At 37.5% G+C, this 21,570-nt stretch carries 14 protein-coding genes; 8 read left to right on the forward strand and 6 right to left on the reverse strand.

Translation table 11 applies throughout. From position 1 onward, the window contains the following. Window positions 1-159 (reverse strand): cbb3-type cytochrome oxidase assembly protein CcoS, encoded by a 159-nt coding sequence (ccoS, locus tag RIB54_RS06605; RefSeq protein ID WP_350064714.1) that lies wholly within the window; start codon window positions 157-159, stop codon window positions 1-3. A 2-nt stretch (window positions 160-161) separates the two neighbouring features. Continuing rightward, a complete protein-coding gene (locus tag RIB54_RS06610; RefSeq protein WP_350099908.1) occupies window positions 162-2,546 on the reverse strand; it encodes a heavy metal translocating P-type ATPase in 2,385 nt (794 codons plus the stop codon). A 117-nt stretch (window positions 2,547-2,663) separates the two neighbouring features. Between RIB54_RS06610 and RIB54_RS06615 the strand changes: the two genes are divergently transcribed. Next, window positions 2,664-3,410 carry a 7-carboxy-7-deazaguanine synthase QueE gene (locus tag RIB54_RS06615; RefSeq protein ID WP_350099910.1) on the forward strand — a complete coding sequence of 249 codons (747 nt, stop codon included), beginning with the start codon at window positions 2,664-2,666 and terminating at the stop codon, window positions 3,408-3,410. A gap of 50 nt (window positions 3,411-3,460) precedes the next feature. On the opposite strand, the gene RIB54_RS06620 is transcribed toward RIB54_RS06615, so the two are convergent. Together RIB54_RS06620 and RIB54_RS06625 are read right to left on the reverse strand one after the other, a co-directional pair. Beyond that, entirely contained in the window at window positions 3,461-4,045 is a 585-nt protein-coding gene (locus RIB54_RS06620; RefSeq protein WP_350099913.1) for a superoxide dismutase family protein, read from the reverse strand. A 55-nt stretch (window positions 4,046-4,100) separates the two neighbouring features. Next, window positions 4,101-4,736: an inorganic pyrophosphatase gene (locus RIB54_RS06625; protein WP_350099915.1), complete on the reverse strand. Its 636-nt coding sequence runs from the start codon at window positions 4,734-4,736 to the stop codon at window positions 4,101-4,103. Between the two features lie 240 nt (window positions 4,737-4,976). Between RIB54_RS06625 and RIB54_RS06630 the strand changes: the two genes are divergently transcribed. After that, complete coding sequence (locus tag RIB54_RS06630; RefSeq protein ID WP_350099917.1) at window positions 4,977-5,546, forward strand: hypothetical protein; 570 nt, start codon at window positions 4,977-4,979, stop codon at window positions 5,544-5,546. Window positions 5,547-5,584: 38 nt separating this feature from the next. On the opposite strand, the gene RIB54_RS06635 is transcribed toward RIB54_RS06630, so the two are convergent. Further along, the gene (locus RIB54_RS06635) at window positions 5,585-6,454 is read right to left on the reverse strand and encodes a sigma-70 family RNA polymerase sigma factor (RefSeq protein WP_350065842.1); all 870 of its coding nucleotides are present in this window, start codon (window positions 6,452-6,454) and stop codon (window positions 5,585-5,587) included. 260 nt (window positions 6,455-6,714) lie between these two features. On the opposite strand from RIB54_RS06635, the gene RIB54_RS06640 reads away from it, so the two are divergent. From RIB54_RS06640 to RIB54_RS06660, 5 genes are all read left to right on the forward strand, one after another. Continuing rightward, window positions 6,715-7,659, forward strand: coding sequence for a tetratricopeptide repeat protein (locus RIB54_RS06640; RefSeq protein WP_350099919.1), 945 nt, complete (start codon window positions 6,715-6,717; stop codon window positions 7,657-7,659). A gap of 61 nt (window positions 7,660-7,720) precedes the next feature. Further along, window positions 7,721-8,539 carry a prohibitin family protein gene (locus RIB54_RS06645; RefSeq protein ID WP_350099921.1) on the forward strand — a complete coding sequence of 273 codons (819 nt, stop codon included), beginning with the start codon at window positions 7,721-7,723 and terminating at the stop codon, window positions 8,537-8,539. 68 nt (window positions 8,540-8,607) lie between these two features. Beyond that, the gene (locus RIB54_RS06650) at window positions 8,608-9,894 is read left to right on the forward strand and encodes a citrate synthase (protein ID WP_350099923.1); all 1,287 of its coding nucleotides are present in this window, start codon (window positions 8,608-8,610) and stop codon (window positions 9,892-9,894) included. 62 nt (window positions 9,895-9,956) lie between these two features. After that, entirely contained in the window at window positions 9,957-10,211 is a 255-nt protein-coding gene (locus tag RIB54_RS06655; protein ID WP_350099925.1) for an acyl-CoA-binding protein, read from the forward strand. Further along, window positions 10,211-10,909 carry a 16S rRNA (uracil(1498)-N(3))-methyltransferase gene (locus RIB54_RS06660; protein ID WP_350099927.1) on the forward strand — a complete coding sequence of 233 codons (699 nt, stop codon included), beginning with the start codon at window positions 10,211-10,213 and terminating at the stop codon, window positions 10,907-10,909. The genes RIB54_RS06655 and RIB54_RS06660 overlap by 1 nt, the downstream gene beginning before the upstream one ends. A 10-nt stretch (window positions 10,910-10,919) precedes the next feature. Here the strand turns inward: RIB54_RS06660 and RIB54_RS06665 are convergent, their stop codons facing one another. Beyond that, entirely contained in the window at window positions 10,920-19,952 is a 9,033-nt protein-coding gene (locus RIB54_RS06665; RefSeq protein WP_350099929.1) for a T9SS type A sorting domain-containing protein, read from the reverse strand. Window positions 19,953-20,319: 367 nt separating this feature from the next. Between RIB54_RS06665 and RIB54_RS06670 the strand changes: the two genes are divergently transcribed. Then, entirely contained in the window at window positions 20,320-21,552 is a 1,233-nt protein-coding gene (locus tag RIB54_RS06670; RefSeq protein ID WP_350068377.1) for a spore maturation protein, read from the forward strand. The last annotated feature ends 18 nt before the right edge of the window (window positions 21,553-21,570 follow it).

Consider the following 21,570-nt stretch of genomic DNA (forward strand, 5'->3'; position numbering starts at 1 on the left):
TTATTTTTCTGCATCAGGCTTTTTATCATCAAAAAGCATTCGCATTGAAGGTGTAGTAGTATCATCATATTGGCCAGATTTATTCGCCCATATAAAGAGCCCCAGGAAAGTGCCCGCTACCACCACACTTAGAATAATTAGAATGTATATAACTGACATAACTACAACATTAATTTTTTGGCTAAATAGTTACCCCTCAAGGTAGTAAATAAAACAACAGAGATACTGCTTACAGGCATTAGTATAGCGGCTAGAATTGGAGTCAGCATCCCTGAAAGGGCCAAAGAGATTCCAATTAAATTATAAGCAAAAGATAAAGCAAAACTACCAAATATAACCTGTTTGCTCTTGCGGGCATACTTTAAAAACCTATCAAGGCTATTCAACTCATTTCCGGTAAGGATGGCGTCACAAGCAGGAGAAAAATTAGAAACGTCATCTGTAATAGCAATACCAAAATCACTTTGCCTGAGAGCACCTGCATCATTTAATCCATCTCCTATCATCATCACTTTATTGCCGTGCTCTTGCAATTCGGCAATAAGATTTAGTTTGTCTAAAGGCTTCTTATTAAAATAAAATTTTGTCCCTTCTGGAAATATCCCTTCAAGGTATTCTTGCTCATTAGCATTATCTCCGGAGATTAGTTGTAAGGATTGCTCCTTGCCTAAACTTTTTAACAGGGCATTAATACCCTTTCTATACGCATGTTTGATTTGAAAATGACCTATAACTACATCATCTACTTTAAAATATACTGCCGATGTATTTAAATTATCTTCTTCTTTTATACCTAACCAACCAGATGAACCTAAATAGTAATCTGCACCCATGTATTGGGCAAATATCCCCCTCCCTGACAGCTCTTCAAAATAATCCAAATCAACAACTCCATCCAGCCCCTTAAAATATGCGGTTATAGCCCTGCTTAAAGGGTGTGTCGAGTTTTTAGTCATCGTACTTATAATCTTGATGGAAGTTTCATCCAAATCAGCTCCATTATAGATAGCCTCTATACTTTTTAAACTGGTAATTGTTCCGGTCTTGTCAAATACCACTGTATCGATCTCTGCTAACCGCTCTGCTAAAGCAGCCTTCTTCAAATAGAAACCATGCCTCCCAAAAACTCTCAAGGCATTGCCATTTGTAAACGGTGCCGACAGTGCTAAAGCACAAGGACAGGCTATTATCAAAGTAGCAGCAACTACCTGCCACATCTTATCGGGAGCTGTAAAATACCAGAAAACACCACCTAGTACAGCAATAGACAAAATGATAGTAGTAAAATGCTTGCTTATCCTATTGGTCAGCTCTTCTGCATATGTCAGTTTCTCTTCTTTAAAGACCTGATTGTTCCATAGACTGGTCAAATAGCTTTGGGAACATTCCTTTCTTACCCTAACTGCTATCCGGCCGCCTTTTAACCTCCCCCCTGCATATATCAACTCTCCTTTGGTAACCATAACAGGAGCCCCTTCACCAGTGACAAAGCTATAATCAATAGAAGTGGAATCAGACAATAGCACTGCATCTGTAGGTACTATTTCTTCATTTCTTATTATCAACTGGTCATCAATCTTTATGTCATTGACACCAATAGACATCTCCCCATCTTCCGCCACTTTCAATACTGATAATGGAAAATAAGATTTATAATCCCGCTCAAAAGACATGGACTGATAGGTTTTACTTTGAAACCACCTTCCAATCAATAGAAAGAAAACAAGTCCTGATAGTGAGTCAAGGTATCCCGGGCCAATAGATGTTACGATCTCATAGGCACTTCTAAAAAAAAGTGTGAGTATACCTAGTACTATAGGTATATCAATATTAAAAAATCCTTGCCTTAATCCTGAAAATGCGTTAACAAAGTAGGGTTTAGCAGCATACACCATGGTGGGTATTGACAGCACAATGCTCAACCAACCAAAAAAACGAATAAATTCACCGTCCTGACCATCTATGCCCAAGTATTCTGGAAAACTTAAAAGCATGATATTACCAAAGCAAAATGCAGCCACTCCTATCTGCAAACTGAGCTCACTCATTTTCTTGGTTTCTACCCCCTCTCCTGAATCAAGGCTCAAGTCAGGTTGATATCCGATAGAATCCAATAGTTGACATAGGTTGCTCAAACTAATCTGATCAGGTTGAATTAGAATATCTGCCTCTTTTTTTACAAAATTAGTTGTAACGCTCTTTATACCCTTATCTACTTTGTGAAGGTTCTCCAGTACATATACACATGAACTGCAATGTATCGCAGGCAATTTTAATTTCAATCGGATATAATCATCTGATCGAAACGACACGAATGGTTCAGATAAAGTGGGATCATTCAGGAAGTCATATTTGTCCGCTTGCTTATCAAACGACCTGTTCTTATAGAATTCTGCCAACTCACCTTCAGAGAACAATTCATAGACTGCTTTGCAGCCACTACAACAGAACTTTTTACTATCATACTCGATGGCATCGGCTCTACAAGGCTCATGGCAATGAAAGCATTCCGTTATTGAATCTACTTTGTTCAAGGTTTCGATCATGGTGCCAAAATTCTACATTTTACGCTCTGACATCTATGACTTTGGTCAGAAGTTAAATTGATCGTTTTCAAATATACAATACTATTCTGCTAACTCCATTTTTATAACTTTGCATCAGTGAAACTTGCAAAACTTAACGGCCGTCCTGAAATATTCTATTCTATTCAAGGAGAAGGTAAAAGCATGGGTAAGCCAGCAATATTCGTAAGGACATCGCTCTGCAATCTGCATTGTGTTTGGTGTGATACAGACTATACCTGGAACTGGGAAAAGACACCCTTTAAACATGTAAATGACAATAAGGCTGGTTATTCAAAATACAAAAAAGAAGAGTGGATAGTAGAGATTGATGCTGATGAAGTGTTGAGTAAGATAAAAGAGCATCCATGCAAAAGGGTAATTCTTACCGGAGGTGAACCTCTAATGCAACAAAAAGAGTTAACTATTCTTGCACAACTCCTGCATGATGATGGTTATTTTATTGAGGTTGAAACCAATGGTACGCTTAAGCCAGCTCCTGATTTTGATTCTATAATAAATCAATATAACGTCTCACCAAAACTTAGTAACTCGGACAATAGCGTTCAATTAAGGGAAAAGGAGGATGTATATAAATTCTTCAGTAAATCTGATAAATCATCTTTCAAGTTCGTTATTGATGATCCTAAAGATCTTGATGAAGTGACTAACCTAATCTCAAAATACAATATCCATCCTTCTGATGTATATCTAATGCCTCAAGGCACTAATGGAGCTGCATTAAATCAAAAACAACAGTGGTTGATTGAAATATGCAAGAAACATGGATACAACTATACCGACAGGCTCCATATTCATATTTATGGCGATAAGCGTGGGGTATAAAAAAACCCTGACAATTAATGTCAGGGTCAAAGTTCTTTAGATTTACAATATTACATTTTTTCGGTCACTACCCCGCAACCAACTCTGGCTCCGGCTGCTCCTGAAGGCTGAGAAGTAAAGTCATCAGCAAGGGCGTGAATAATTACTGCTCTCCCTATCACATTAGTGCTGTCTGCACCTCCTACTGACCAACCTTTAACAACCATTGAAAGTGAACCCGTGCTATCTTCAGAAACAGTCATATTGTCAATATCTCCTGCATGAAAAGCAGCACTCTCCATTCTTTTACCATGATCAGTTTCAGCAGGATTCCAGTGTCCTCCAGCAGAGGTTGCATCATCAGCGCTGCAATCTCCATTTTGATGTAAATGCAGGGCATGTACTCCCGGTGCTGCACCAGTCACGTTTAAATTAAAAGTTACAGAGCCATCTCCGTTATCAACAAAAGTTGCTTCACCGCTAAGTGTACTACCGCTAGCACTTGAGATCATTGCTACCGCTTCACTTTTAGCAACTTCCACTACTTCTTCAGGTGCTGCTGTAGTCTCTTCGGTTGATTCTTCCTTTTTCTCGCCACCGCAAGAAATCAAAAACGCAACACCAGATATCACAAATAATCTACTTAAATACTTCATGATTTGTTTTTTTTGGTTTGTGTAAATGTTAAACAATATAATTTTGAATATCAAATTAGTTCTCTATTATAAAATGATTATTGTAATCATTCATACTTCTTTTAATAATTTCATGAGCCTCATCGCTACCATAAACGTGGGTAATTTCTGTCTCCTTGGTTGGCGCCTCGCCCGGCATCTGCTTATAAGTCAAGAAATAATGCTTAAGCCTGTTTATAAGTGAGTCAGGACAGTCTTCCATGGAATGAAAGCCACTATAAACCTCGTCACCTTTCAATATGGCAATAATTTTGTCATCTGCTTCACCTCCGTCAATCATTCTAAATCCACCTATAGGAATTGCTGGAATTAAAATGTTGCCGTGAGTAATATTTCGTTCGGTTAAAACACAAATATCAATAGGGTCTTTGTCACCAGATATATTCTGTCTTCCTGTCTTTTTCATACAGTATTCAGCCACCTCTTCAGCGCAGTACGTTCTGGGAATAAACCCATAAAGAGCCGGGACTATGTTCGAAAACTTCTGTGGCCTGTCAACTTTCAAGAAACCAGTAGCTTTATCTATCTCATACTTCACGGTATCAGCCGGAGTCATTTCAATGAATGCATTAACTATTTTAGGAGAATCCGTGCCACTTGAAATCCCGTGCCAGGGATGTGACATATAACTTGAAACTGTTACTTTGCTCATATCTTTAAAAATGTTGACCAAGATAGAAAGATGTGATTTAAACAACCAGTATATATATTAATATCTGTCTTCAAACAATGCCTTTCGGTCAGCCCTAACAAAGCAGTGACACTCACGGAATGAATTTCATCGTTGAATATGGTGCTTAATCGAAAATTCTTTCATCAAGCCACTTACACTACTCTTTTAAAGGGCATCAATCCCTAGTTTTAAACCTTTAAGCTTTAATAATTAACCAACATGAGATTTTTAGTTGCTTTTGCCCTCCTTTCCTTAAGTCAAATCACTTTCGCCCAAAACCTTCAAGATCAATTCACGGATTTGAGGGACAATTCAGAGACTTTTAAGGAGTACAAAGTAATTAAGATTTATGAACTCAATAGATTCTGGAAGGGTGTAACTGACACGCTAAAAACCAATAGTACTACCATTACCGAGCTTAAAAAAAAGATAGCCTCACATGATGATGAAATAAAAAAGCTGAGTAACACTCTAGCTGAAAGTAAGGCTAACACGCTTGACCTGGAGTTTGGTGTAGAACACATTATAATTTTTGGCCTGCCTATAAGTAAAACTGCGTATCAGGTATTAAACTTTACGATTATTGTAACGCTTCTTATATTAATAGCCTTCTTGGTCTTCAAGTATAATGAAAGGAGATCTACCGCCAGGGAGAAGATTAATGCTTTTAATAATCTGGAAGAGAAATTTGCTGATTATCAGAAAACCGCGCTTGAGAAGCAAATGAAGCTCAGGAGAGAACTTCAAACGGAAAGAAACAAGCTGGAACAAATAAGGGGCATCAGTTGATGCCCCTTATCCATTTATGGTTTTTCCTGAATTTAAACTTAGCTCGCCAAGTAAGGAATCAATAATTCATTTTTAGGATTCTTAGATAATTTTCTAAGCGCCTTTTCTTTGATCTGTCTTACCCTCTCACGAGTTAAACCTAAGTTTTCACCAATATCCTCTAATGATAGACTAGGCTCTTCACTCAACCCAAAGTATTGATTGATAACAACTCTTTCTCTTTCTGTTAGTGTGGAAAGCAACCTTCCTACTTCTCTTTTTAAAGAGTCTTTGTATACGATGTTATCAACTTCGTTACTATCCTCATCTTCCATTACATCCAACAAAGAACTTCCTTCGTCTTCCGAGAATGGTTTATCAATAGAAACTTGTTTTGTCTGAGATCTTACAGTAGTTCGTACTTCCTCAATCGTCATTTCAAGAAGCTCAGCTAACTCCTCGTCAGTTGGTTCTCTTTCAAATTTCTGTTCCAACAATGAAGATGCCTGATCAATTTTAGAAAGTGCACCAATTTTGTTAGAAGGAATTCTTACAATTCTTGAATGTTCTGCTAAAGCTTGGATGATTGACTGTCTGATCCACCATACGGCATAGGATATGAATTTAAATCCTCTTTTTTCGTCAAATCTCTTCGCTGCTTTAACAAGGCCTAAATTACCTTCATTAATTAAATCGTTCAACGGAATTTTGTTGGAATAGTGATACTGTTTTGCAACAGAAACCACGAACCTCAAATTCGCTTTCACCAGCTTCTCTAGAGCTGCATCGTCCCCTTCTCTGATCCTTTGAGCTAAATCAACCTCCTCTTCAGGAGTCAAAAGCTCATCTTTTGAAATTTCATTAAAGTACTTCTCTAACGTTCTACTATCACGGTTAGTGATAGATTGCGTAATCTTTAATTGTCTCATTCTTGCTATTTACCTGATATTAATTTGCTTTTACTCTTTATACTTAACACTTGCGAGTAAATAAAATTTTAATTTACCCTTCTTTTCTATTGATTATAAATATTTTTGGAAAGTTTTTAATCCCATATTCTCATCAAGTTCTCCCAAATTCAATCACAAATTGTAGGTTTTTGGGAAATTTCGCATGATACAAAAAATATTTGATATGGGTAAGAAATATTTGCTTTTATTCATTTTTACATGATCCACTACGTGACAACATGAAACAGTTCGTTAAAGTTTGGCCGCTGCCAATTTTATTTTCCTTCATTCTTCTATTCTTCATCAATATCTCCTTATACGGACAAGAGACTGCAAAAGATTTATTTAATCGTGGATATCGTTATCTAAATGTTGACAAACAAAAAGCAATATCCCTACTTACTCAAAGTATCGAATTAGATCCTAACCTAACTGATGCTTACTTCCACAGAGGTATTGCCTACTTCAAATTAGATAATTTCGACAAAGCATTAAACGATTTCAATAAAGCCCAGAGCCTCAACCCAGAGCTATCAATACTCTGGATGTATAAAGGATTCGCTTTTCGTAATAAAGGTAACCTCAATGATGCATTAGATTCATTTTCGAATTACATTTCACTTAACCCAACCGACACCTCGGCTTACTCCTACATCTTAAGGGGTAAAATGAAATACGAGTTGGGAGATTTTAATGGTTCCATAAAAGATTATGATATGGCCGTTAAGCTCAAACCTTTCGAAGAAAAATATAACTACTATCGTTTCATTTCATTTTATGAAGCCAAACAATATAAAGCAGCATTAAAAGCAGTGACAGATTTGATAAAAGTCAATAATGACTTCTATGGTTATTATTTCTACAAAGGCAATGTATTCCATGACATGGGCTATTATGACTCTGCTGTATACATGTACAATGTTGCTGTTATTAAAAACTATCAAAATGCCGATAGCTATTTCTACAGGGCACGGTCGTATGAGCAACTTGAGAAATATGAAAAAGCATTAGAAGATTATAATACCGCAATAGTTATGAATGATAATGATGGTTCTTATTATTCAAAAAGAGGAAACTGTAAGCACCTGATGGGTAACAAGATAGGCGCTTGCGAAGACTGGAATCAGGCAGGTAATCTTGGTTATTATGAAGACTTTGAAAAGGTTAAAAGTGTTTGTGAATAGTAAGACTTTGATTTTCAGTATTTGTTGCTCAATTTTGGCATTCACTTAAACGCAATGCGTAATGGATAATCGTAAATATTTACCACTAGTAATAGTAGTTGTTGTTTCATTTTTATTGTTAATGGGGCTCTCTTCGAGCATTTTCTACACCATTGATGCCGGTGAACGTGCTGTTATATTTAAAAAGTTTCAGGGTGGATTGGATAAGGACAATGTAATTCAGCAGGGTTTTGGTATGAAAGCACCATGGAATGACCTTTATGTCTATGACGTAAAGGAGAATTCTGTTGAGGAAAAAATGGATGTGCTCGATAAAAATGGTTTGAGCATCAATGTTGATGTTACACTAAGGTTTCACCCTTTATATGATGAAATTGGATTCTTGCACGAGAATTTTGGAACCGGCTATATCAACACACTTGTTATACCAGAGGTGAGGTCGGCTGTAAGACAAGTAATGGGACGATTCACCGCTGAGGAGATATATTCGACCAAAAGAGGTGAAGTTGAAACCAATATCAAAACAGAGACCGAAAAGAGTTTGCAAGAAAACAATTGTCAAATGAAGGCGTTATTAATCAGATCAATTAATCTTCCAGAGCAGATCAGAATGGCGATTGAAAATAAATTAAAACAGGAGCAAGAAGCACTTGCCTACCAGTTTAGATTAGACAAGGAAAAAAGTGAGGCTGAAAGAAAACGAATTGCCGCTGATGGTGAGGCTGTTGCCAATAAAATAATAAATAGTAGTTTGACGCCAGAATTATTAAAAATGCGAGGAATTGAAGCTACCTTAGAGTTAGCTAAATCCCCTAACAGCAAAGTGGTAGTCGTTGGTAGTGGTAAAGATGGAATGCCTTTAATTTTGGGTAACAATTAGTCTTTTAAATTGGTTTTTAATTGACCTAATTTTAACTAATTTGAGTAATCATATAAACGTAAATACAGATGTCTAAAACGGCTGAAATAAAATTTGAAGACAAGTCTTACAGCCTTCCTATTGTTGAAGGTACTGAAAACGAACTCGGTATAGATATTGCTAAACTAAGGGCTGAGAGTGGTTTAATTACCCTTGACCCTGGCTTTAAAAATACTGGTTCCACTGAAAGTGCTATCACATTTCTTGACGGTGAAAAAGGGATTTTAAGGTATAGAGGCTATTCAATTGAGGAGCTTGCCGAAAAATCGACTTTTCTTGAAGTTTCATACCTTCTTATTTATGGTGAGTTGCCAACTGCTGAGCAACTTGCTGATTTTCAAAGCCAAATAAAAGTTCATACCCTCGTTCATGAGGATATCAAAAAGATTTTAGAAGGATTCCCTTCTAATGCACATCCTATGGGCGTACTATCTTCTTTGGTAACAGCACTAACAGCTTTTTATCCTGAATCGCTCGATCCTAACAGATCAGCAGACAAGGTGAATTTGAGTATTATCAGGATTTTGGCCAAAATGCCAACATTTGCTGCATGGGCTTACAAAAATGAGGTTGGTCATCCAGTAAACTACCCTGACAACGGCCTGGACTACTGTAGCAACTTCCTTAAGATGATGTTTGCTCTCCCTGCTGAGAAGTATGAAGTTGATCCTGTTATTGCTAGTGCGTTGGATAAATTATTGATTCTTCATGCTGATCATGAGCAGAATTGCTCTACATCAACTGTGAGGGTTGTAGGTTCTTCTCAAGCCAGCTTGTATGCTTCAATTTCGGCAGGTATTAACGCACTTTGGGGGCCGTTACATGGCGGAGCCAACTCTGCTGTGATTAACATGCTAGAAGCTATTCAGAAAGACGGTGGAGATACTAAGAAATGGATGGCTAAAGCCAAGGACAAAGATGATCCATTCAGATTGATGGGCTTTGGTCACCGTGTTTACAAGAACTTCGACCCTAGAGCAAAGATCATTAAAAAAGCCGCGGATGACGTATTGGAAAAATTAGGTGTTAATGATCCTATACTTGACATTGCTAAAGGCCTTGAGCAAGAAGCATTGAACGATCAGTACTTTGTAGATAGAAAGTTATATCCAAACGTTGACTTCTACTCTGGTATCATTTATAGAGCGTTAGGTATTCCTGTAGATATGTTTACAGTGATGTTTGCTCTTGGTCGTCTACCAGGATGGATAGCGCAGTGGAAAGAGATGAGAGAAAACAATGAGCCAATTGGCAGACCTCGTCAAATCTACGTTGGTGAAAATCTGCGCCCTTATGTAGGAATGGAAAAAAGATAAATTAATTATAAACCACAAGGCCAGGTGTTGTAAAATATCTGGCCTTTTTTATTTAAACAATTATGCAAGAATTTGAAGCAGCGGTAACCAAATCTAAAACGCTAACACAGCGACCAGCTAACGATGAGCTATTGAAGCTCTATGCGCTCTATAAACAATCCACCGAAGGTGATAATGGTGAACAAAGACCTGGCGGCTTTGATTTTAAGGCTATAGCTAAACATGATGCGTGGGCTGAACTAAAAGGCAAGAGCCAGTCAGATGCTAAACAGGAATACATTTCCTTTGTTGAAGAGTTACATCAAAAATATGCCTAGTGCAGCTGTTCTATGAACCAAATGTGTCTGGAGATCAATTCATTTTAAATGAAGAGGAATCCAGACATTGCATTAAAGTTCTGCGGAAAAAAGCCGAGGACAATATTACCATAATAGATGGTAAGGGTAATTTTATTACTGCCCAGATATTGGATGCTCATCCTAAAAAATGTCAGGTAAAAGTCATAGAAACCCAAGCTGAAAATCCAAGAAAATTTTATATACACATTGCCATTGCCCCTACCAAAAACGTTGATCGAATCGAATGGTTCATTGAAAAATCGGTTGAAATAGGTATTGATGAAATTTCATTCATTAACTGCCAAAACTCAGAGCGCAGGCTCATCAAAATGGATCGGATTGAAAAGAAGGCCATCAGTGCTATGAAACAGTCTTTAAAAGCCACAATGCCCAAATTAAACGACATTCAATCTTTCAAAGACTTCATCAACACTGAAAATAATTCTGATAAGTTCATTGGCTTTGTAGACATGGACAACCCCCATCACCTAGTTCATAAGGCACAAAAATCATCTAAGTATTTAATGCTAATTGGTCCTGAGGGTGACTTCACTTTAGAGGAGGTTGCATTAGCCTTAAATAACGGCTTTCAAAAAATAAGCTTAGGGCAAAGCAGATTAAGAACAGAAACAGCAGGCATTTCTGCCTGCTGTTTATTTAATATGATCAACTTATAGAAGCTGTATATTACTTTGTAATAATCACTCTCTTGCTCTTTTTAACACCAAATTGCTCGACAGTAATTAAATAAATACCCTGATGTAGAGATTGATCTGGCTTCAAGTTAAGGTCTTCGAATAGCTCATAGGTTTCAACAACCTTTTCCATCACCTTTTTACCATAAAGATCAAACATAGTTATAACAACGTTATCTCTGGAGTCTGCTTTAATCCTCAAATTAATATCAAACTCATTAGTAGGGTTTGGATATATGGAGAATTGCAAGTCAGTATCTTCAGGAACAAATTCCAGCAATACCTTTTTATCTACTATTACTGTTGTTCCATCATAATCAACTTGTACCAATTGATAATAGTTTTTGCCAATTAGAGGATTTGAATCTATATAATTGTAAGTTATTTCCTCCAAGGTTGTACCATTACCCTCTATCACGGCTAGGGATTCATATATTAACCCATCTGCTGAACGTTGAAGCTCAAAATAATCATTGTTTATTTCCGAAGTTGTTACCCATTTCAATATATGGTTATTAGCTTCTCTCCTTCCAGTAAAGCTCTTTAAAACAATAGGCAAGGGATTTGCTAAATCTCCCGAACCAAGCGTGAAAATATTTTCACTAAAAGAAGCAGTTGTTGTTGCACTAAAAGTCCCACCACTTTCTGCATGTCCCCCAGAAAAACTACCTCCTCCTAGGTTGTCCCAGGATGAAAGCCCATCATTCCAAACCATCACCTCTAGCTCTTCCCTTTCTGATGAAACACTTGACACATCACTTTCTACGCCCCAGCTTAAACCTACCGTAGCAGTGACACCCGATGGTGCCCCATTACCGTCAGATATTTTCCAGTATTCACCACTACTTATTGTAAGTATTTGACCAGGGTTTGTTGCATTTAGGTTATCTACCAAAGGGTCACTAGTAGGATCCCCTTCAAAATATTCAGCTTCCCAAGTTAGACCACCAGTTGAAACATTATTGACAGTTGCCGGACGCCATTGGTTTATGCTTCCAATTGGGAAGGTGAATGAAGAATTGAAGTTAAGTGATTTTCTTATTTTACCCGATACATAGGAGGAAGCTCTACCAATCGAAGGGCTAACGTTTCCTGACATTAAGACGTCACCATTGATTAAGCCATTTGTTAAGTATAATATACTACTAACTTCAATCTCATTGTTTAAAATCACACTAAGACTATTGTCTATTTGTAATCTATAAAAAGCACTAGCACCTGTGAAATCCCCTGTGATATTTTGAACTCCTGAACCCACTAGTCTTATCCTCGAAGTCCCAATTCCTGAGTTGTAAAGTCCCGAAGAATAGGACAAGTCACCTTCTAAATACAAATTCCCACTCGAACCAGAATTGTAAGTCCCTCCATCTATCAACAAATCACCACCAACGGTAATAGAACCTCCATTCTCTTCATCAAAGACTCCCCCAGCAATCAATAGGTTATGATCAATCATTATACTGGCTGTTCCGGAATTAACCTGACCATTCTGAACTATAAAATCACTATCAATTGTCACGGATCGACCGTCTACCATATTAACTGTTGGACCATCAATTGTTAGATCAGAACAAACTGTTATATTGTTATTTGGGAAGTTTCGGTCACCTGAACCACTGAAAGTCAAGTTTCTAATTTCAGTAATACCTCCTAAAACATTATAACTTCCTGTCCCCGCATATTCCAAGCCTCCACCGGTACATGTCAAGAAATCACCTGAGAAAGCAGGTAAGTTGGCATTAATACCATCACTAACTATTCTCATGGTTCCTGTACCTTCCAAAATCCCAAGTCTATGGTTGCTGGTATTGTCTATTTCAAGAATACCACCATCTTCAATAATCGTTCTATAAAGCCTAATATCATTTTGGTTGAGAACGATAGTATTACCGCTTGGTATCCTTATAACTGCACCAGATGGTGGTACACCATCAGTTGGCAAAGGTGTAGTAACATCATAAGAAGATGACAGGTTGACATTCCCACCACCATTGGCTGCTATGTAAGTAGCAACATTATTAGGAATGGCATCATCGATTCCCGCAAAGTAATCTCCAGAAATAGAATTATCACCAACACCAGGAAAATTGAATATTATTGTGTTTGTACTCTCATCAACTGCCGCTGCGTCAGTGAACTTGTTGATTTCACTGGTTGGATTGTTGAATGTCAATATCCTAGCAGCAATATAATCAGATTCATTAAAACCCGCATCAAGACTTAAGGCATCTGACTGATCATAAACCAATGACATATCAGCTATCATACCATTAACACCGCCAGCTTCTAGAGTCCAATAATATTGTAAAACATTGCTTATATCATTAGGGCTGGTTAATTCATTTCCATCATTTATGGTTGGGTGAAACTCATTTGAAGGCCTTACAGTTAAAACACCTAGGGTAGCACCAAAAGTATTTCCTGGAGTTCCGAAATCTAAGGATAGTGGGGTATAAAAGGCTTGACCAACAGGGAAAGTAAAATCCTGATTAAATCCTGCCGTAAACTGTTTGCCGATTCCACTATCTACAAAGGAACTATTGGTTTGAATCATGTTTGTAACTGAAAAAGGGGTCACGGGAGTAATTGACGCATTTGTGCTAAACAATATATAGGCTCCACCAATATTAAATACCCCGCCATCTAACCTAAGTCCACCGCTAATATCAAAATTGTATCCATTACCATCTGGTATAGTCACTCCATTATTATTATCAATAGTTATTACTCCTACCTGACCTGTTCCTGCAGTGCTTCTCCTCAATTCCTGATTTGCAGCACCATTAAACACAAGTCCATTACCTCCAACGCTAACATGTGTGCCATCAATAACCGCATCAGCGGATAGATTTATACTAAATCCATTATCATCAACAACACCATCGGAGATAGTAAAGAGGTCACCAACTGATATTGCATTAGTCAGATTTAATGTACCGATCTCTTCCTTTGTAAATCTGAAGAAGTTATTTGTACCGCTACCTGTCAAGCTTTGATTGGTAGTAGTATTAAAAATGGTTTCGTTATTTTGAGCATTGTAGGTTCCATCATTATCCATATCTCCTCCTACAATCAGGTTAATACCATTACCATTTAAAGTTGCTCCTGAATTGATAGTAAGGCTATTATTAATAGCCAGTGGGTTAATTTCTATTCTGGCTGTTGGTGAATTCGTTCCATTAAGAACCAAGTTATCCAATGAGATAGTCGAATTTATTCCGAAATTGGTTTGTCCTGCTGGTGTATTGGTATTAAAAATAGTAATGGTGGAATTCGTTACATCAGAAACATCAGGATCAAGGTAAAGTGCCGATATTGATGGAGACGTTTGATGTCTTTCAATGGTTAATGTGCCACCTGTATAGGTAAACTCACTGCCAGGATTATAGATTTGAAGCATCCCTCTGGTGTTCTCAGTACCTGCTTGAGTTCCTATACGCACATCACCGCCTGTCTGTCTGTATTTTAGTATACCCGTGTTTGCAGAAGTGATAGGTCTTATTTGCGAGCCAACATCCAAAGTACCTGAGGAGACTTCCAAAACAGCATTGCCAGAAGCACTATACTCAATGTAATTATTGCCATTACCAACAGCATCATCCATATTTAAAGTACCTCCATTGATCCTTAATAAACCATTGAGGGAAATACCTGAATCGTCACCACTCACGTTGGCCGTACCTTGGGTTATTTGTAAACCTCCGGATGAAGGTATTGAAAAGTCATCACCTCCAGTTGTTAAGTCAACATTTATAGCCGCATCATTAAAGATTAATGTGCCATTTTGGATTTCAATAGCTTTGGTAGAACCATTTGACAAGCCATTCAATGTGAAGGAATCTTCAAAGGAAAATGTATTATCCTTCGAATTACCTTTATTCATTATTATTCTGTGTAAAGTTACTGAACCAGAATTGGTAAAACTGTTAGTTCCTTCTCCTCCAAGTTCTAATTCTATAACCGAATTACTTCCATCACCCATGTTGATTGTACCAGTACCGGGAACCGTTATATCCCCCATTACAGTCAATTTATGAGTATTAGATGCGCTATTGTTTACTAATCTTAGTTGGCCTCCATTAGTGCCATTGAAACTTAAGTTACCTTCTATGATTACAGTCTGATTTCCAGTGGAATTACCTTCAAATTCAAAGAATCCTGATCCACAACATCCTGAACCTATTTCCACATTGTTTTTAAACGTTAACGTCCGTGAAGCGTCATCATTAACACGAATTAGCATATTACCATTTAAATTAGCTCTGCCATTGACAGTTACATCAACATCTGGAAATTGAATTATTCTGTTAGAAGAATTACCTCCTTGAAACCATAATAGTGGATATTCCGTGGCATTAGACGAGAGTGTAGCTGTACCTGTGCCACCATCCCAAGCATATATTACTAAGGCGTTTTCATCAGCATTGAAATCACCAAAGTCACCACCAGGGAAAATACCTGTATAGCTTGAATTAATATTATATTGCATTACAGCACCATGAGTTGTTTGTGGAACACCTCCATCTATGTGCCTGTCTGTTACCTCTACAGTACCAAATAATGAATTATATGCATTATAACCGCCACTTATATCAAAAATAACTCTTGGACAACCACTAATCCAATTATTATTTATGGGATCATAATCATCAAACACGAGTTTGGCGATATTTATAGCTCCTATTGCATTTGTTATTTGAAAGACACCTGCACCGTATGTGGTAGGGTCACCTGCACCGCCATTATCACGAGTCAATATGGCTATGTCTCCATCACGAGGGTAATCACCGGCTGACCCACCATCCCTGGATAAAGACCATGCATTTGTATTAGTCCAATTTGTCTGAGATGTGTTTCTTGAATAAAAAATTTGCGGTGCCCCAACAAACCGACCAGACTCACCTGCAGTATAAGCTGCCTCTTCCAATGTAAAACCACTATCAGCATCACCATTAAAAGTAATTGTATTTAATCCTGTATCTACTCCTTCATTTTGAACTACACCTGGTACTCCAGTTGTATTATCATCTTCATATCTTCTTGAATAAGGATTAATTTCCAAAACTTTTCCTGCCACAAATGAGGCTTCGTTCCCTGAGCCATCCAAATCTGCATCATAATAAGTGAATTGATACTGAACAGTAGGAGGAGTAGTGAAGTCTTCAAAATCAACTTTCCAATAGTATGAAAGAATATCTCCCCCTGAACCATCTGTTGTTGCAAGTACCTGGTCAACAGGCCTGATAGTAATATAACCATCATCTGTAACACCGCTTAATGTAACACTTGCAGGTGTATACTTGGAGTTACCTCCACTGAGTGCGACATCCAACCCATCCGTTCCAACGCCAATAGGGAAATCGAAAATGGCATCACCATCCCAGGGGTCCAGACCATCATCAGGCACATATAAACTAAAGCCACCCGCTGAAGCACTACCATTCATTATTAACATGTCTTCTACAGAAAAGCATCCACCACAGCCATTCCAATCTGCTTGGGCATTAGGGTTTAATTCTATTCTATCAACTTTAAGATTATATTGGTTAAGATCAATACGCCCACTCAAATATTCCAAATAGTCTATCCTTACATTACTTCTAAGTGTTATAGCCTGAGAAGTGCTATTTAATCTTACATTTCCAAAAATGGCATCATCATTTGTCAACAATACAAAATCATCTGGCCTAAATTTTATTTGGTCATTATTTCCATTGCTAGTACTAGCCGGTGTCGCATTGGCAGGATTATAAATTGTTAATATTCCATAATTTACCAAAGTATCTGTATAAACCCTTATGGTATGAAATCCTTGATCTACTATACCACTTAGGAGCTTAAAAGCATCACCATCTATTCTTAACAAGTGGTTGTTGGTACCAGTCAAAACGGTTTTGCTTGAAGCAAGAGAAACGGTCTTATCTGCAGGTTTGTCGATTATAAGATTCCAAAACCTTTGCTCTGTGGTGTTTACATCATCTCTATTATAAAAACCTAACAAAGAGTGATCTGTTCCATTAATAGTGGTGGTATTCCTTTTACCATTATCCCAAACATAATCAGCATTGGTCTGGATAATGAAATTACTTGCAATTTCAACATCATTTCCATTATGGTCAAATGTAACTCCAGTTTCTATTGTGAGGTCATTTAGTATCCTAAGATCTGGGTTAATTATATTAGTAGTATTACCACCAGTACCTGAGGCACCTGTAATCAAATCCACTTCGGTACCAGATCCTCCGCTTTTTCTCATAATGACATTCCAAAAAGGTGCACGTGACGCTAATTTAAAATCGTTATTATTACTAATTTCCATTACTACCGTACCACCTTTAACATCCTGATTGGAGACATCACTGGCGATAAAAATACCCCCTGTAGTAGCTCCAGTTGGGGCGCCCGCCACAGTAAGTGTACCTCCTAACATTGTAAATGTATTGCCCGGATAGGTGAGGCTAAATGCATAATATTCGTTACTGATTGAACCACCAGTTACAAACACTTCTCCATCAATTTGAGTATACCCACCAATGTTGGTTGGTCCATTTACGGATGTCCTTATTTGCCTAACTGTCATTATACCACCTGAAACAACAATATTTCCATTGGCCCTGGTAGTAATACCGCTATTGATAGGTGCATCAATCGTACCTCCTGACAATTGGATTGTTCCGTAAGGCACTATAGCTGTACCCGTGGGCTTAGCAGCCGAACCTCCATTTACCCAAAGTCTTGCAGCCTCAGAAATATTATAATTGCCGGTATTATTTAAAACTGGTACATCAACATTAGTGTTTAGCCTTACTGTACCACGTAATAGACCCAGGGCATTGTCATTGGTTGTTAGTTGCGCTGTTGAGCCATGTCCATAATCAGCTGGCCCAAACAAGTTAAAGTTGGCAGGGTCAGAAGCCTCAATATCTAAAATATAAGTTTGGTCTGTTCCTTTATCAACTTCAATTCTGTAAAAATTTGTTACTCCAAAGCATTGAATAGTCTGACTATTGGTTGGACTTAAAAAATTTGCATCTACAATACCGTCCGTGGCTTCATTATTATAATCAGTGGCCACACGATTAGTAAATTCTGCTCTGCCTTGATTTAAAAAGTCACCATAAAAATTGAACTCATGGCGAGCATTAGCAGTCCCTACATTTATTTCACCTGTTGCATTGATCTGAACATTACCATAAGTGGTTATGCTGCGTGATGTAGCAGTTATATTATCATTAATTTGTAAAATACCGTTATCAATGGTCAAATCCCCATTAATGGTAAAATCTGCAACCAAGGTGGCAACATCTGTTGCTCCGGTAAGGTTAATAATTACATTATTGAATAACCTATCCTGATTCAAGTTCAAACCTGTACCTACAATTTCAACGGTACCTCCAACTATCGAGTCAGCAAAAACTGTAGTGGATCCGGATGGAAAGTTGCTATTATTCGATACATCACCTGCAATTGAGATAGTTCCATTTCCTAAAATATTAAAGAAATTATGGCCTGAAGTATTGCCAACATCCAACCTTCCATTAACGGTAAGGTTTACCCCATCATTATCATCACTATCCATAGTCACTGTTCTGCCAGATAAAATAGTGACATTGTCACCAGGAGCCGGAATACCTCCAGTAACTGGCTCACGAAGTGACCCATTAGAGATAGTAGTCCATGTTAAAGGATCGTTCCAGTCGCCTGTTTGATAAGAATACCAACTATTAGTAGTAAGTTGTTCACCTTCCCCAATAGTATAATAGCCTGTAGGTAAACTTAGGTTGCCTAAATTAGCTACCAACTGATCTCCATTTTCAACTGTATAGGAATCAACGAGAACCCTGGTGTAGTTATCAGCAGTGGTGGCACGATACAACAGCACATAATCACTGGCATCACCAGAAAAAGGCAAACCCGCTGTTCCAAAATCGAAGCGCAATGCTCCTGAAACACTACCATTTACTTCCAAAAACCAACTTCTTGCCCAGCGACTGTCCAGAACACCCGGGTCAACCGTAATATTGGCAGTAACACCGTCAGCATGTGCAGTATTATCATGACCAAACATTAAAAACTCATTGGCGCTGTTTAGCGTTCCATTCACTTCATCTATCTGCAAAGCATCGCTTAACCCTGACTGACTAAATTTTTCTATTCCGTTAGCAGTACCTATACCCATGATTTCATTGTCAAAGGCAGCATCAAAAGCAGCACTTACGCCATAATATGCATTGCTGCCCAAGGTAATATTATATTTTAAAGCGAGGTAGTTCTCAACAATAATCCTTTCAGCATCATTTAATCCTTGTCTGTAAAAAATAAGTTCAGCGATATCGCCATCGAAATATGTTCCGTAATCATTATTTAAAGCACCTAATATTAAAGGTGAGCCTGTATTAGAAATATTTCCGGTAATGGATGCACTTCCGGCAGCATCTGACTGCAAAAATATTTGCTGCGAATTGTTTCTATAGGTATTGGTAAAAATATAGTCTGACGTTGTGGTAAGGCCTATAGTTGATGCCAACCTTTGGTTTGACCCATTGTGAATATCAAAATTCAAACGTTGTGTTGTATATGTAAATGCACTGTAAGATTGATTGGATCCTGACGAAATTCTTTTTGAATAGATTCCTCTAGCCGCACCATCCAAAGTGGCATTGTAAACAACCGCTATAACAGTAATTCCTGAAAGGGTGTTGTCCAAATCATTATTGTCGGCAAGGGTTAAATACCTTTCTGATCCATCAAACCTTACGGCAGGATGATTTCCATTAAACAAACCATTGGTTTCAAAAAGAGGCGTAGGGTCTGCCCCTTGTTGTATGAGGTCATTTCCATTACCACTAAGATCAGGCCAGGTTAATACAGGGTTTCCATCTGCCAAACCGAGGGTACTGGCATCCAGCCAAATAATATTTTCCTTTTGACCATTCGAACCATCAAAATTACCTACCCCTGCCGGGCCTGTCTGCCCAAATGATACAGAAGTAATAAAAACTAATAAAACACAAACTTTTTTCATAATGCCAAACTAATGATCTACAACCGTGCTAAAAAAAATATCCAAAGTAATTAACTTATTATCAACGTCTTAAAAAATTTATCACTTTTAAAAATTCCCAATATGGGATGAAATTTTCATTTACTCAATTAAAAAATTATTATGCACATTCTTTAAAAAGTAAATGTAAGTAATTTATTATTTTCAACAATTCTGAATACGATATTTAATGCGCTAGTAACCATTTCATTTTATAAGCGCATGAATTGCAAGAAAAATGTGCGGTTCATATCATTCGAAATGTGCGACACGGCTAATAAGGGTTTTCTTATTATAATTATTTAGGTTTACGGGTTTAAATTAATCAATCAAGACTTTTTTTTGATCAATGGTCCTTAATTACATCTGGTTTGCATTTTTTGCCATTGCCTTTGTAGTAGCACTTATCAAAGTAATATTCTTCGGAGATTTGGAGGTGTTCACCAATATGGTAAATGCCACCTTTGACATGTCTAAAACAGCCGTGAATCTTTCTATTAGTCTTCTAGGAGGTATGTGTTTGTGGTTGGGTTTAATGAAAATTGGAGAAAAGTCTGGTTTAGTAAATATCCTAACAAAACTGGTTGGTCCATTCTTTAGCAGGCTATTTCCAGAAATTCCAAAGAATCATCGAGCCACAGGATCAATCATAATGAATTTTTCAGCCAATATTCTTGGTCTAGATAATGCTGCCACACCCATTGGATTAAAGGCAATGAATGAAATGCAAGAATTGAACCCTAATAAAGATACTGCCTCAAATGCTCAAATAATGTTTCTAGTGCTCAATACCTCAGGACTTTCAATAATACCACTAACAATCCTAATTGATCGATCTGCACAAGGAGCTGCAAACCCTACAGATATATTTCTTCCAATACTGCTTGCTACATTTTGCTCTACTATTGTTGGATTAATAACAGTTTCAATCTTTCAAAAGATCAACCTTTTGGACCGTGTAATTCTATCATATTTATTAGGATTAACCACCATCATAGGTCTTTTGATATTCTACTTGACCACATTGAGTCAGGCAGAAATGAATCAATTTTCATCATTCTTGAGCAACTTCATCATTTTTGGAATGATCATCTCTTTTCTTTTTCTAGGCTTTAGAAAAAAAATAGATCTATTTTCGACCTTTATAGAAGGCGCTAAAGAGGGTTTTAGTATTACATTAAAAATTGTACCATTCCTGATAGCATTTTTAGTAGGCATAGGTGTATTTAGAGCATCTGGCGCATTTGATTATTTGATTGATCTGCTAAGGTTGATTGTTGGATTGACAGGAATAAATGCTGATTTTGTAGATGCATTGCCCGTTGCATTGATGAAACCGTTAAGCGGTGGAACGGCAAGAAGTATGATGTTGGAAATAATTGATGTACATGGTGTTGATTCTTTTGTAGGTAAACTAGCAAGTACTTTAAGGGGTGCGACCGAAACTACATTTTACATTGTGGCGGTCTATTTTGGATCGGTTAATATTAAAAATGTGAGATATGCAATAACCGCAGGACTCATTGCAGATTTGGCTGGAATAATTGCTGCAATAGTTTTTGGTTATATGTTTTTCCATTAAAGTGCAAATGACTATATT

The sequence above is a fragment of the Fulvivirga sp. genome, assembly GCF_040218215.1.
GTDB lineage: Bacteria > Bacteroidota > Bacteroidia > Cytophagales > Cyclobacteriaceae > Fulvivirga.

What these genes read in the sequence shown, in the direction of transcription:
- RIB54_RS06650 (WP_350099923.1), top strand. Translation starts at nt 8,608, where the DNA reads ATGTCTAAAACGGCTGAAATAAAATTTGAAGACAAGTCTTACAGCCTT.
- RIB54_RS06670 (WP_350068377.1), top strand. Translation starts at nt 20,320, where the DNA reads ATGGTCCTTAATTACATCTGGTTTGCATTTTTTGCCATTGCCTTTGTA.
- RIB54_RS06620 (WP_350099913.1), bottom strand. Translation starts at nt 4,045, where the DNA reads ATGAAGTATTTAAGTAGATTATTTGTGATATCTGGTGTTGCGTTTTTG.
- RIB54_RS06640 (WP_350099919.1), top strand. Translation starts at nt 6,715, where the DNA reads ATGAAACAGTTCGTTAAAGTTTGGCCGCTGCCAATTTTATTTTCCTTC.
- ccoS (WP_350064714.1), bottom strand. Translation starts at nt 159, where the DNA reads ATGTCAGTTATATACATTCTAATTATTCTAAGTGTGGTGGTAGCGGGC.
- RIB54_RS06610 (WP_350099908.1), bottom strand. Translation starts at nt 2,546, where the DNA reads ATGATCGAAACCTTGAACAAAGTAGATTCAATAACGGAATGCTTTCAT.
- RIB54_RS06630 (WP_350099917.1), top strand. Translation starts at nt 4,977, where the DNA reads ATGAGATTTTTAGTTGCTTTTGCCCTCCTTTCCTTAAGTCAAATCACT.
- RIB54_RS06635 (WP_350065842.1), bottom strand. Translation starts at nt 6,454, where the DNA reads ATGAGACAATTAAAGATTACGCAATCTATCACTAACCGTGATAGTAGA.
- RIB54_RS06655 (WP_350099925.1), top strand. Translation starts at nt 9,957, where the DNA reads ATGCAAGAATTTGAAGCAGCGGTAACCAAATCTAAAACGCTAACACAG.
- RIB54_RS06625 (WP_350099915.1), bottom strand. Translation starts at nt 4,736, where the DNA reads ATGAGCAAAGTAACAGTTTCAAGTTATATGTCACATCCCTGGCACGGG.
- RIB54_RS06645 (WP_350099921.1), top strand. Translation starts at nt 7,721, where the DNA reads ATGGATAATCGTAAATATTTACCACTAGTAATAGTAGTTGTTGTTTCA.
- RIB54_RS06665 (WP_350099929.1), bottom strand. Translation starts at nt 19,952, where the DNA reads ATGAAAAAAGTTTGTGTTTTATTAGTTTTTATTACTTCTGTATCATTT.